We start from the raw sequence: 12,509 nt of genomic DNA on the forward strand, positions 1-12,509 counted from the left end.
CGAAGAAAAATCGAAAAAATATAAAAGCAAGTGGAGAAAAACAATTTGTTTTTCTCCACTTGCTTCATTTTAAGGACTTATCAGACAAGCCCTTTTAAAAAAATGAGGTGAGGCAATGTTATCTTACTTAACCCGTCGCATCTTAATGTTGATTCCTGTTCTATTCGGCATGTCTGTTATTGTTTTTTCAATCATTCGGGCAATTCCCGGAGACCCGGCGCAAACCATTTTAGGACCGAAAGCGACGCCTCAGGCCATTGCCAGTCTTCATCATACTTTAGGTTTGGACAAGCCTTGGTTCACTCAATATTTTGATTATGTCAAAGGGTTATTAACAGGGGATTTTGGAACATCAATCAGAACTAATGAACCTATCAGCCAGGAAATATGGCCGCACCTTGCTGCAACGATTGAGCTGTCGGTTGTCGCGATGGTTATTGCAGTTGTGGTTGGCGTTAATGCCGGCATCTTAAGCGCATGGAAGCAAAACTCTATTTTTGATTTTACAGCAATGGTGATCGCGCTAATCGGTGTTTCGATGCCGGTTTTCTGGCTTGGCCTGTTGGAGCAATGGGGTTTTTCTTTAAAACTTCATTGGCTGCCGTCGATTGGACGCGACGATGTCAGAAATACGGTAGCGCCAATCACTCATTTTTATTTAATAGATACCTTGATAGAAGGAAGATTTGATCAGTTTTGGGTTGTTGTTCAGCACCTGATTCTTCCTAGCATAGCGCTGGCAACGATACCCCTTGCTATTATTGCGAGAATGACAAGGTCGAGCATGCTTGAGGTCATGAAATCTGATTATATTCGCACAGCACGAGCGAAAGGACAGAAAATGTTCTGGATTGTCTATAAGCATGGTTTGAAAAATGCATTTATTCCGATTTTGACTGTTATTGGATTACAAACAGGATTATTGTTGGGCGGTGCGATTTTAACGGAAACGATTTTCGGATGGCCGGGGATTGGCAGCTATATTTACGATGCTATTCAATATCGGGATTATCCAGTCATTCAAACAGGAATTCTCGTTATTGCTTTCTTTTTTGTCATGATTAATTTACTTGTTGATATCCTGTACGCCGTTTTTGATCCGCGCATAAAGTACCAATAAGCATTTTCGCCATAGCGACGGGAAACGGTGATTCATAGAATAAGCTCGGTGAAGGAGTGCCGAACAACGCTTTGCAAACATACGTCTGGCAAAATACAGCCTCTTAAACTGAAAGGCAATGATAAAACAAAAAGGGGGGGATTTTATGCTTGAGAGAGCGGCGAATCAACCGCCGGTTAACCCGAATGTGAATATGAAAGAAGGAAGGCCTGAATCGATTTGGAAAGAAACTTGGAAGGTTTTCCGCAAAAATAAGCTGGCTTTGACCGGCGCAGGCATTGTATTGTTTTTTATTTTACTTGGCGTATTTGCAGGGGTATTGGCACCGCAGGGCATTAATGATCAAAATCTGAGTTTGCGGCTAAAGCCGCCATCCAGCCAGCATTGGTTTGGAACTGATGATTTTGGCCGCGACATATTCAGCAGAATTTTATACGGGGCAAGAATTTCATTACGCGTCGGTTTTTTATCTGTCTTAGGGTCGATTATTGTTGGGACTTTTTTAGGCATCATTGCCGGTTTTTACGGCAGAATTATAGATACAGTGATTTCAAGGGTTTTTGATATCCTTTTAGCTTTTCCAAGCATTTTATTAGCAATTGCAATTGTAGCCATTCTTGGGCCGTCTTTGAATAACGCCTTAATTGCCATTGCAACAGTGAATGTTCCTAACTTTGGAAGGCTTGTAAGGTCTAAAGTGCTGACGCTTAAGCAAGAGGAATATATTATAGCCGCACGGTCCATTGGCATGAAAGATTCGCGAATCCTTTTCCGCCATATTTTACCGAATAGTTTGGCGCCGGTCATTGTTCAAGGGACGCTGAGCATTGCTACTGCTATTTTGGATGCAGCGGCTCTGGGCTTTTTAGGTATGGGAGCACAAGCGCCTCATCCGGAATGGGGCAGGATGCTTTCCGACTCAAGAGAATATATCCAAGACGCTCCTTGGACAGTTATTTTTCCCGGTCTCGCCATCATGCTGACAGTGTTAGGATTTAACTTATTGGGCGACGGTTTAAGGGATGCTTTAGATCCGAAAATGAAAAATTAAACATTAACAAAGCCGCCGGGATTCGGCGGCTTTCATTTATTCTTCATTTTCCTCAACAAGATTCATCTTGTTGGCACTTTTATGATAGGTTTGGAAGCTTTCCACAAGCATATCCAAATGCTCCAGCAGCTGGCTGTAAGCGACAATCTCTGCGATGAGAGGAAAGACATTCAACCAGTGCGTTTGTGCCGTCTCATCATAAAAGTCAATAAAAGACTCTGTGATTTTCTTCTTATATTGGCAAGTGTCTTTGGCATATTCTTCATGATGTTCATCACGAATTTTGCCATTAAATTTAAGCAGAATCCGTTCATGATAATTCATTAGACCGTCCAGGCGTTTTTTCAAAGTATCTTTAAACGGTTCCGGCAGGTTGTGGAAGTCTTGCTCCGTTCGATAAAAAACTTTTAAAATATCATGAAGTTTATTAGTTGACGCGATCATTTGCCGGAAAATAACAGCCCGGCGGTGTTTGGCGAACCGGTTCTTTTTAAAATAAGTGCGTTCTTCCTTATACCAATGATAGTAATTATCAATCTTAAGCTTATTTTCATCAAAAGAGGCAAGCTCCTGCTTAATTTTTGTATGCTCAGAGGCATGTTGGCTCATTAATCGGATCCATTTCAGCAGTTCATTGGTTTGATTTAATATTTTATAATACAAACGATTTTCGTAATTTGGCGGCAAAAAGACGATATTTACGATAGTTGCACATACAACGCCAATAAGAACGAGAATGATGCGCTCTAAGGCATATTTGGTAAAGTCGCCTTCGGGCGGTTGGCCAGACATAATAACGATTACTGTAACCATTGTTAAATTTATTGTTGGATGCAAACGCATTTTCAACATAATCACAATAACGATGATAACCGCTAGGCCGATGACGAATGGATTAGATCCAATAAATTTTACAAACAGAATAGCAATAATGGCGCCAATGACATTGCCCTGAATATTATCAAACATGGTTCTCAGGGAACGGCGTACCGATGGCTGTGTGGCTACCGCAGCGGCAATGCCGCTCATTGTTACCGGTGTTAAATGCAATAACTTAGAAATAATCAATGCAATAGCTACTGCTAACCCCGTTTTTAAACTTCGGGCACCGAGTCTCATTTTAACAAATATCTCCTTTTTCACTCGTTCTAAAACTAGTAAGATGAAGAAAACCTGCCGATCCATGCTTTCTTATAAAAAGATAAGAAGGCCTCGACATGAGTTTTTCTTAACATGCCAATGACTATACAATGTTTGCCGCGGAAATTCAATAGTTAAAACTTCATTTTAAAAAAGTTTACAAATAAATTATATTCGCGCTGTTTAGTTCGTTCCAAAAAGGAATTGGCAAACGCCAATTCCTGTTAAAAAAAGTTCAATATCCTATTTTTTCAGCTGTGAAAAAGCATAATCAACAGCCTTTAATGTTTCATCAATATCATCTTCTGTATGTTCTGTAGTCAGGAACCATGCCTCGTATTTAGACGGCGCAAGGTTAATGCCCTGATTCAACATTAATTTGAAAAACTTGCCGAACATTTCTTCGTCAGTGTTTTGAGCATCTTCATAGTTTTTGACAGGATGGTTTCCAAAATAGAGTGTCATGGCGCCTTTTAGTCTGTTAATTGTGATTGGCAATTGATATTTTTCGTTAATTTTTAAAATGCCGTCTTCAAGGCGTTTGCCGAGAGCATCAAGTTTTTCATAGACATGAGGCTGTTTAAGAACCTCAAGGCAAGCGATGCCCGCCTGCATCGACGCCGGGTTGCCGGACATTGTTCCAGCTTGGTATGCCGGTCCAAGCGGCGCAACTTGTTCCATAATCGCTTTTTTGCCGCCGTATGCGCCAATTGGCAGGCCGCCGCCGATTATTTTGCCCAAAGCCGTCATATCCGGCTCAACGCCAAGCAAGTTTTGGGCGCCGCCGTAAGTAAATCGAAAACCTGTGATGACTTCATCATAGATAACGAGGCCGCCCGCTGAGTGAACGATATCATTGACGGCTTCTAAAAAGCCTTTCTCAGGCATCACAATACCGAAGTTGCCGACAATCGGTTCAACAAGAGCAGCCGCAATATCATCGCCCCAGCGATCAATCGCTTGCTTAAGGCTGTCAATATCATTAAAAGGCACCGTGATGACTTCCTTGGCAATATTTTCAGTAACACCGGCGGAATCAGGCGTTCCCAATGTTGATGGACCGCTTCCTGCCGCGACTAAGACAAGGTCTGAATGACCGTGATAACAGCCGGCGAACTTTAAGATCTTATTGCGCCCGGTATAGGCTCTTGCCACACGGATCGTTGTCATAACGGCTTCAGTGCCGGAATTATTAAAACGCACTTTTTCTAATGAAGGAATCGCTTCTTTTAACATTTTAGCAAACTGATTTTCATATGCTGTCGGCGTTCCGTAAAGCACACCTTCTTCTGCAGCTTTTTTTATTGCTTTTGCAATATGCGGGTGGGCATGGCCGGTAATAATAGGACCGTATGCCGCTAAGTAATCTATGTAACGGTTGCCGTCTTCGTCCCAAAAATAAGCGCCTTTTCCTTTTTTCATAAAAACAGGTGCACCGCCGCCAACCGCTTTATAAGCACGTGATGGACTGTTAACGCCGCCAACGATAAGATCCTGAGCTTCTTCGTATAGTTTTTCCGAGGTTTCGAAATGCCTCATCTTTATATACTTCCTTTCCCACTGAGAGATTGTCTGTCATTTGTGTTCAAAAAGGCGGCAGGCCACTGCTTGAATGATGGCTCTTGCCGTTTTGCAGCGAGAAGCGCGCTGCTTCTCCGAGTCATCTGAGGCGAAAGCGCACACCTGCCCCATACCGCTTCTCATTCGCCGCCGAACTTTTGAACGTCTCCTAAAGAATGAAAGTGCCGGCATGATGCCAGCACTTTAATCACTGAAGAGTAACGATATGATTAGTATCTAATATTTGAAGGAATTTGACAAGACGGGCCAATGTAGGCTCAGCCTTTTCTCCGAAATGTTCTTGCAATCGTTTTTCAATCTCACCGACAGTGTATTCGCCGTTGCAGTGCTTTAATACAAACAGACCAAGATCATCAAGCTGATAGCGATGTTCTTTCGGCTGCTTGAAAAACTTAATGGCAGCTTTTTCAAGCCTTGTTGTTCTAGGGATAATTAAATAATGCTTATTGTTAATTTCCTCAATGCGAAACTTATCATTTAAGACTGGAACCATGTCGATGAGGTTGGCATGCTCTTTTTTGCGAAAAGCTTTTAACATTATTTCAGATCCTTTTTTTTACTTTAAATAATAATCAAGCTAGGCGAGTATAAGCAGTATACGACGCCTCTGTCTTTCTCTTTCTAAGGATTGCCGGTCGAAGATTTTCCTTTGGAGCCTCTGAAAGCAAAGAACCAGAGGGAAAAGATGACAATAATAAATAAAATGACCGAAACTAATCCGTTTGTAAGCATGATATTTGCCGGCATTGGGACTTTTGCAAATGTTAAGAAAGCGATAATAACACCGATGAGTGATTCACCTGCGATAAGACCCGATGCAAATAATGTGCCGCTGTCTTGCCTAGCTTGTCTGTCCTCTTTGCGTTTACTTGACTTTTCGATTAGCCAGCGAACGGCTCCGCCAATCATGATTGGCATGCTTGTATGCACAGGTAAATACAGTCCGACCGCAACGGTTAATGAGTTCAATCCCATAAATTCAATAACAACAGCCGTAGCAGCACCAATAAAGATCAAATCCCATGGCAGCTGTCCATTCATAATGCCTTGAGACAAAATTTTCATTAAAACGCCCTTTGGCGCAGGCAATGCTTTTGATCCCATACCGTAAACGGCATTCATGACATATAAGACAATGCCGATAACAAGAGAAGAGGAAACAACACCAATTAGCATGGCGATTTGCTGTTTCCAAGGCGTTGCACCGACAAGATAACCCGTTTTAAGGTCTTGTGAAATATCTCCTGCAACAGCTACAGCCGTACACACAATCGCTGCGACACTGATGGTCATAATGATGCCCGCGTTGCCGGTAGCTCCGGTCAGTTTGTATGTCAAAGCAACGATCAACAATGTTGCAATTGTCATACCCGAAACAGGAGAAGATGAACTCCCCACAATGCCGACAATTCGCGAGGAAACAGTGACGAATAAGAAGCCTAGAACAGCGATGGCAGCAGCACCGATCAAGCCTACGTGAACGATCGGATCAACAGCGATAATGATCACGAATAGGATAACAACGCCGATAACCCATTTCATTGAAATATCTTGATCAGTGCGTTCAAGAGTTGCCGAGCTTAATCTGTTTTGGCTCATGCTGGTTAAGGTGTCTTTTAAGCTGGCAAACAGTGTTGGAAGGGTCTTTACTAATGTTATAATCCCACCGGCAGCAACAGCGCCGGCACCAATATATCTAATATAATTATCATAAATATCCCAAGCACTAAGATGTGTCAGTGGTGTTGTGGCCGGGAAAAAATGGTGCATGTTCCCTTGACCAAAGAAACCGATAATCGGAATAAATACAACCCAAGCAAGCAGGCCGCCGGCAAACATTTGTCCGGCAATTCTCGGACCGATAATAAAGCCGACGCCAAGCAACGACGGCATGGTATCTAAACCGACAATCGCATTTTTGAAATGGTAAATACCTGTTTCAACTTCAGTTTTAAATAGTTTTAGTGCGTCGCCTAAGGCTTTAAAAACACCGCCGATGATAACGCCGTACAGGACGTTAAGAGCTCCGGATCCGCCTTTTTCGCCCGATTTTAAGACTTCGGCACAAGCGGTCCCCTCTGGATAAGGCAAATTGCCGTGCTCTTGAACGATAAGTAATCTTCTTAGCGGGACCATCATAAAGACGCCTAAAATACCGCCGACAAGCACGATGAAAATGATCATGAGCTGATGAACATGAATGTGAAGCATAAACAGGGCCGGAATAGTAAAAACAGCGCCGGCACCAATAGCCTCGCCTGCCGTAGTCATCGTTTGAACAATATTGTTTTCTAAAATCGAGTCTTTTTTAAACAGCCCTCTTAGAATGCCCATGGAAATAACAGCCGCCGGAATTGATGCGGAAACTGTCATCCCGATCATTAATCCCAGATAGGCATTGGCTGCACCGAAAACCACTGCAAGAATGATGCCGAGTATGATAGCTGTAACTGTTAATTCGGGCAGTGACTTTGATGCGGGAATATAAGGGACAAATTTGGTTGATTTTTCTGAACCTTTATCCAAACGGTTTCACCACCTTAATTTTTTCGACAAAATTCATTTTATCATACATTTTCCGTCTTGGTTATATATTAAGAATTAAAATATTAGTGTTAATATTCGAACGAAATGACAGTGCTCTAACGAACGCCGTATAATGAGCGCGTTAGAGGCGAGTAACGCTTTGAACAGACTGCAAAATCGGCGGGAAGGTGAGAGACCTCTTCCGATATGCAGCGAGAAGGATCATCCTCACTTGATTAATAGAGACATTTCTTTTATACTAGTCAATTTTCCCAGTCTTTCTGAATAACCTCTATAAAGTGGGTTAATATTTTTGCAGTTAATCCCCATATCGTATGTTCATGATAATCGTAAAAAAGCTCTTCCATAAAATGACGCCGGAAAGTATAATTTTTTCCTCCGTAAATTTTGTGAAATGGGAAATCGGCTTTTGGCTTCGCAATGAGATCAACGATATGGCGATCGGGTTTTTGTTGTAAAAGCCAATAAAGGGGAACTGAAAAAACAGAATCTACTTCTGCTTCGTTAGGCATTATTTTGTTAGCTGAATGAATGTATCCGACAAATGGATAAACAATCATTTGCGGAGAAGGGACATAAATCGCTAAGTCGCCTAAAAGGGTAATCTCGGATTTGTTTATTCCAAGTTCTTCTGATGTTTCTCTAATAGCTGTATCCTCAAGTCCTGCATCTTTTTTGTCATAGCGGCCGCCCGGAAAACATATATCCCCAGGCTGCGATCTCAAGGCTTTCGATCTGATTTCAAACAAAATATGCCACTCTTCGTTCACTTCTATAAGAGGAATAAGAACGGCTGATTTTTTTGCCTGTTCCTCATCTATTATGCCTTTATCTTCATTTACTTTTTGCTTGATTTGATTTAAATCCATAACTTCCCGCCTTTCCATTATATAAATGAAAAACTCTATATCATTCTAAGCTTAACATATTAAGAAAAAGCAGATACTAGCAAGTAAAATATTTGAGATATTGACAAACTTTTGAGAAAATAACTGTAGAGGTGGTCAGATGAAAGCGATTGTACATAAGGGAGAAGAAGGTTTGGCAGGAGTCGCCTATATAGATATAAATGAGCCGCAAGTCAAAGGCTGTGAAGTGAAAATTAAGTTAAAAACGGCAGGGCTGAATCACCGTGACTTATTTGTTTTAAGCCGCCACTCTGGTGTTGAAACACCTTTAGTCATCGGCTCTGACGGTGCAGGTATTATTGAAGAAATTGGCGAAGGTGTCGAAGGGCTGGCCATTGGGCAGGAAGTTGTCATTATCCCAAGTCTTCGGTGGAGAGAGAAAAGCCCTGCGCCGCCGGAAGACCATGAAATTTTAGGAATGCCTGATAATGGTACATTTGCTGAATCCATTGTAATCAATGCCGAACAAGTTTCAGCAAAGCCAAAGCACTTAACTTGGGAGGAAGCGGGGGTTCTTCCTTTGGGCGCTCTGACAGCTTATCGGGCGATGTTTACGCGCGGAAACCTTCAAGCTGGACAAACCGTTTTTATTCCAGGTGCCGGCAGCGGAGTCGCTACATTTCTGGTACAAATGGCTAAAGCAGCTGGTGCTCGAGTATCGTCAGTTCTAGAAGCCCAGAAAAAAATGAAAAAGCCTTGCAGTTAGGCGCAGACAGAGCAGTTGATACGAATGGCGATTGGGACAAAGAACTGAGCAATGAAACGATTGATCTTGTTATCGAGAGTGTAGGGGAGGCGACTTGGCAAAGGTCGCTGAATCAACTCAAGAAGGGCGGAACGATGGTTGTTTTTGGCGCGTCAGCAGGAGACGAAGTTAATTTTAATTTACGCGAGTTCTTTTACGGGCAATATAGTTTATTAGGGACCACACTTGGCAGCATTGAAGAGTTTCATGAAATGATCGCCTTTATTGACAAGCACGAAATCAGGCCTGTCATAGACAGTGTCTATCCGCTGTCGGAGACAAATGCAGCTTTGGAAAAAATTAAAAAGGGCAGGCAATTTGGCAAAATAGCGATTAAGATTGCGGAATAATAAGCGCCGATTTGAATAGTCGCCGGCGCAACCTTACATATAACTTATTAAAGGAGCGATGTACGATGACTTTAGAAGTTGGACAAACTGCCCCCGACTTTACTTTAAAATCAACAAACGGTGAAGAGGTTTCGTTATCAGAGTTTAAGGGGAAAAACGTCGTTTTATATTTTTATCCAAAAGATATGACGCCGGGGTGCACAACCGAAGCGTGTGATTTTAGAGACCAGCATGCTTTATTTGCCGATGTGGATACTGTTGTATTGGGGGTTAGTCCTGATCCTGTAGAAAAACATCAAAAATTTACAGAAAAGCACGGTCTGCCGTTTACGCTTTTAGCTGATGTTAATCACGAAGCGGCGGAAAAATACGGGGCATGGCAGTTAAAAAAGAATTTTGGCAAAGAATATATGGGTATTCAACGGTCCACATTTGTCATTGATAAGGAAGGCAAAATTGCAAAAATCTGGCCAAAAGTGAAAGTTAAAGGCCATGTCGATGAAGTATTGCAATTTGTCAAAGAAAATTTAGCATAACAAGCATTTGAATATCTTTTGTCAGGAAAGTGCGGGAGTTCTCCCGCGCTTTTATCATCATTAAGAGATGAGGGATAGGGATGAATGTTGTTACGTCGGCAAAGATACGCCGTGATTTAAGAGAAGAATTAAAAAACAGCTTTCCAAATGTGAATTTTTTGTTCTTCAAAAATATGCAGGAGGCTCAGGAGAAATTAAGTCATGCAGATATCCTTGTCACTTATGGCGATGATGTAGATGAAAAAGTGCTGAGTGAAGCAGCGCGTTTAAAGTGGATCATGGTGATGGCAGCCGGTATTGAACATCTTCCATTTCAAGCGATCAAAGAAAAAAGTATAATAGTGACCAATGCAAGAGGCATTCACAAAATACCCATGGCTGAATTTACAATCGGAATGATGCTCAGCTATGCCAAAAACATTCGCCAATTGTCTAAAAATCAAGAAAGGCATGTTTGGGAGCAAAAATTAACCTTTGAAGAACTTGCCGGCAAAAAAGCGACAATTATAGGACCTGGCGCTATCGGCAGCGAAATTGCCAGATTGCTTAAAGCATTTCGCATGGAAACAACAGGGGTTAATACGAGCGGCCGTCCGGTTGAGTATATAGATCACATCTATAAGATCACACAGGTTAATGAGGCTTTACAATTTGCAGATTACGTTATATCTGTGCTACCGGCTACTAGCGAGACATATCATTTAATAAATAAAGATCATTTTAAGGTGATGAAAAAGGAAGCTGTATTTATTAATGTTGGCCGGGGCACAACTGTAAATCAGCATGATTTATACGATGCATTAAAGAACAAAGAGCTTGCACATGCCATATTAGATGTGTTTGAAGAGGAACCGCTTCCGAAGAATCATCCATTTTGGGAGATGGATGAAGTGACAATAACACCTCACATTTCAGCGCTGACAAATCAATATCAGCCCCGCGCTATCGATATTTTTAAAGAGAATCTTTATAAGTACATAAATAAGGAAAATGACTTTATAAATCAAATTGACTTGGATCGGGGATATTAAAAGGGAGGACTTTTAAAAGAAACAATAATTGACATATTCCCTTTGCACCATGTAAAATGTAGTTATCAAATTATAAATATTTTAATTTAATAATTAATGTTTTTGAAAGTGAGGTGCATGACGGTGACAGAGGAACGGATAAAAGAAGCCATTAATACGTTAAAGGAAGCAGGCGTACGTATTACACCGCAACGTCATGCCATATTGGAATACCTTATTGTATCGATGTCGCATCCTACAGCGGATGAAATTTATAAAGCGCTTGAAGGCAAATTTCCTAATATGAGTGTTGCGACTGTTTATAATAATTTAAGAGTCTTTAAAAAGGCTGGCTTGGTTAAGGAATTAACTTATGGAGATTCATCCAGCCGGTTTGATTTTGCTACTTCCGATCATTATCATTGTATATGCAATTCGTGCGGCAAAATTGTTGATTTTCATTACCCTGGGCTGGATGAAGTCGAGACGCTCGCTGAACATGTCACCGGATTCCGAGTTGGAAAGCATCGGATGGAAGTATACGGTATATGCCCTGAATGCCAAAAAGAAAAACAACACTAAAAAGCTGAGACCTGATAGAGGTGCTCAGCTTTTTTTGTAACTTTTTCTATTGTATTTTATATCGAATGGTTTACCCTCTAGGTTTGGATCCAATGTAAGAGGCTCATTACAGCTCATGCACATATCAACCCTTCCCAAAATTTTAGTGGGTTTTCCGCAGTTTGGACATATGACTTTGACTGTTTTTGTAGATAACATGCCGACCCAAAGATAGATGCCGGAGCTAAGTATAACTGAAATAAAACCAAGCAGCATGAAGATTGTCATAATGATGACGTGGCTTTTAAAAAAGATGCCTGCATACATAATAGCTATTCCAATGAAAACAAGCAGAAGTGCGAATGTACGAAACTTGTTAATCTTACTTGATTTTTTTAAGAACATAGGAAACAACCTCCTAATTGAAGTATAGCATACAAACGCCCGAATTATAAATATTTTCCGAAATATTATCTGGGCAAAAATTATAGAAAAAAGGTATTGACCGTTCTATAAAACCATGATAAATTATTAAACGTTGTCGCTAATGAAAGAAACTTGCTGAACGGCAAGCTTCTAAAAGCGAAATCAGAGAGCTGGTTGAGTTTAGACTTATTTTTACAGCGGAAATCAATCAGTAACCAAAAAAATATTGACATCAAAATAAATTGATGTTAATATTAATAGCGTCGCTTTTGAAGGGGACAAAAAGCAAAAGCGAAAAAACATAAAAAAAGTTGTTGACAAAATGTTGGCGGCTTGATAAGATAAAAAAGTCGCTGTCAAACGATAAAGACTTAAAAATAACGATTGTTCTTTGAAAACTAAACAAAAGCCAAGCGTGATTGAAAGGGCAACTTTCAACAACAGCTAAGGATCATAACGATTAAAAGTTTAACTGTTTCACAGTTTATATAGGATGTTCGCATCCATACTTTATTGAGAGTTTGATCCTGGCTC

At 41.0% G+C, this 12,509-nt stretch carries 11 protein-coding genes and 1 pseudogene; 6 read left to right on the top strand and 6 right to left on the bottom strand.

Features of this window, described 5'->3' with window-relative positions; all coding sequences use genetic code 11:
* Nucleotides 1–115 precede the first annotated feature (115 nt).
* Both JOD45_RS15725 and nikC read left to right on the top strand, forming a co-directional pair.
* On the top strand, nucleotides 116–1,120 hold the full coding sequence (locus JOD45_RS15725) for an ABC transporter permease (RefSeq protein WP_205004866.1): 1,005 nt from the start codon (nucleotides 116–118) through the stop codon (nucleotides 1,118–1,120).
* A 193-nt stretch (nucleotides 1,121–1,313) separates the two neighbouring features.
* Entirely contained in the window at nucleotides 1,314–2,171 is an 858-nt protein-coding gene (gene nikC, locus JOD45_RS15730) for a nickel transporter permease (protein ID WP_239549324.1), read from the top strand.
* A 36-nt stretch (nucleotides 2,172–2,207) separates the two neighbouring features.
* Here the strand turns inward: nikC and JOD45_RS15735 are convergent, their stop codons facing one another.
* The 5 genes from JOD45_RS15735 to JOD45_RS15755 form a co-directional block, all read right to left on the bottom strand.
* Nucleotides 2,208–3,314 carry an aromatic acid exporter family protein gene (locus JOD45_RS15735; protein WP_205004868.1) on the bottom strand — a complete coding sequence of 369 codons (1,107 nt, stop codon included), beginning with the start codon at nucleotides 3,312–3,314 and terminating at the stop codon, nucleotides 2,208–2,210.
* Nucleotides 3,315–3,554: 240 nt separating this feature from the next.
* Entirely contained in the window at nucleotides 3,555–4,850 is a 1,296-nt protein-coding gene (locus tag JOD45_RS15740) for a glutamate-1-semialdehyde 2,1-aminomutase (protein WP_205004869.1), read from the bottom strand.
* A gap of 229 nt (nucleotides 4,851–5,079) precedes the next feature.
* Nucleotides 5,080–5,430, bottom strand: coding sequence for a PqqD family protein (locus JOD45_RS15745; protein ID WP_205004870.1), 351 nt, complete (start codon nucleotides 5,428–5,430; stop codon nucleotides 5,080–5,082).
* A gap of 83 nt (nucleotides 5,431–5,513) precedes the next feature.
* Nucleotides 5,514–7,418 carry an OPT family oligopeptide transporter gene (locus JOD45_RS15750; RefSeq protein ID WP_205004871.1) on the bottom strand — a complete coding sequence of 635 codons (1,905 nt, stop codon included), beginning with the start codon at nucleotides 7,416–7,418 and terminating at the stop codon, nucleotides 5,514–5,516.
* 263 nt (nucleotides 7,419–7,681) lie between these two features.
* Complete coding sequence (locus JOD45_RS15755) at nucleotides 7,682–8,308, bottom strand: NUDIX hydrolase (RefSeq protein WP_205004872.1); 627 nt, start codon at nucleotides 8,306–8,308, stop codon at nucleotides 7,682–7,684.
* A gap of 139 nt (nucleotides 8,309–8,447) precedes the next feature.
* Between JOD45_RS15755 and JOD45_RS15760 the strand changes: the two are divergent.
* From JOD45_RS15760 to perR, 4 genes and pseudogenes are all read left to right on the top strand, one after another.
* Nucleotides 8,448–9,442, top strand: a pseudogene (locus tag JOD45_RS15760) (zinc-binding dehydrogenase).
* Between the two features lie 65 nt (nucleotides 9,443–9,507).
* Nucleotides 9,508–9,978: a thioredoxin-dependent thiol peroxidase gene (bcp, locus tag JOD45_RS15765; RefSeq protein ID WP_205004873.1), complete on the top strand. Its 471-nt coding sequence runs from the start codon at nucleotides 9,508–9,510 to the stop codon at nucleotides 9,976–9,978.
* An 80-nt stretch (nucleotides 9,979–10,058) separates the two neighbouring features.
* Nucleotides 10,059–11,009: a D-2-hydroxyacid dehydrogenase gene (locus JOD45_RS15770; protein WP_205004874.1), complete on the top strand. Its 951-nt coding sequence runs from the start codon at nucleotides 10,059–10,061 to the stop codon at nucleotides 11,007–11,009.
* 117 nt (nucleotides 11,010–11,126) lie between these two features.
* The gene (gene perR, locus JOD45_RS15775; RefSeq protein ID WP_205004875.1) at nucleotides 11,127–11,570 is read left to right on the top strand and encodes a peroxide-responsive transcriptional repressor PerR; all 444 of its coding nucleotides are present in this window, start codon (nucleotides 11,127–11,129) and stop codon (nucleotides 11,568–11,570) included.
* Nucleotides 11,571–11,594: 24 nt separating this feature from the next.
* On the opposite strand, the gene JOD45_RS15780 is transcribed toward perR, so the two are convergent.
* On the bottom strand, nucleotides 11,595–11,954 hold the full coding sequence (locus tag JOD45_RS15780; RefSeq protein ID WP_205004876.1) for a YgzB family protein: 360 nt from the start codon (nucleotides 11,952–11,954) through the stop codon (nucleotides 11,595–11,597).
* Between the last annotated feature and the right edge of the window lie 555 nt (nucleotides 11,955–12,509).

It is taken from the genome of Scopulibacillus daqui, assembly GCF_016908855.1.
GTDB lineage: Bacteria > Bacillota > Bacilli > Bacillales > Sporolactobacillaceae > Scopulibacillus_A > Scopulibacillus_A daqui.

What these genes read in the sequence shown, in the direction of transcription:
- JOD45_RS15725 (WP_205004866.1), top strand. Translation starts at nt 116, where the DNA reads ATGTTATCTTACTTAACCCGTCGCATCTTAATGTTGATTCCTGTTCTA.
- nikC (WP_239549324.1), top strand. Translation starts at nt 1,314, where the DNA reads ATGAAAGAAGGAAGGCCTGAATCGATTTGGAAAGAAACTTGGAAGGTT.
- JOD45_RS15740 (WP_205004869.1), bottom strand. Translation starts at nt 4,850, where the DNA reads ATGAGGCATTTCGAAACCTCGGAAAAACTATACGAAGAAGCTCAGGAT.
- JOD45_RS15745 (WP_205004870.1), bottom strand. Translation starts at nt 5,430, where the DNA reads ATGTTAAAAGCTTTTCGCAAAAAAGAGCATGCCAACCTCATCGACATG.
- JOD45_RS15755 (WP_205004872.1), bottom strand. Translation starts at nt 8,308, where the DNA reads ATGGATTTAAATCAAATCAAGCAAAAAGTAAATGAAGATAAAGGCATA.
- bcp (WP_205004873.1), top strand. Translation starts at nt 9,508, where the DNA reads ATGACTTTAGAAGTTGGACAAACTGCCCCCGACTTTACTTTAAAATCA.
- JOD45_RS15770 (WP_205004874.1), top strand. Translation starts at nt 10,059, where the DNA reads ATGAATGTTGTTACGTCGGCAAAGATACGCCGTGATTTAAGAGAAGAA.
- perR (WP_205004875.1), top strand. Translation starts at nt 11,127, where the DNA reads ATGACGGTGACAGAGGAACGGATAAAAGAAGCCATTAATACGTTAAAG.
- JOD45_RS15780 (WP_205004876.1), bottom strand. Translation starts at nt 11,954, where the DNA reads ATGTTCTTAAAAAAATCAAGTAAGATTAACAAGTTTCGTACATTCGCA.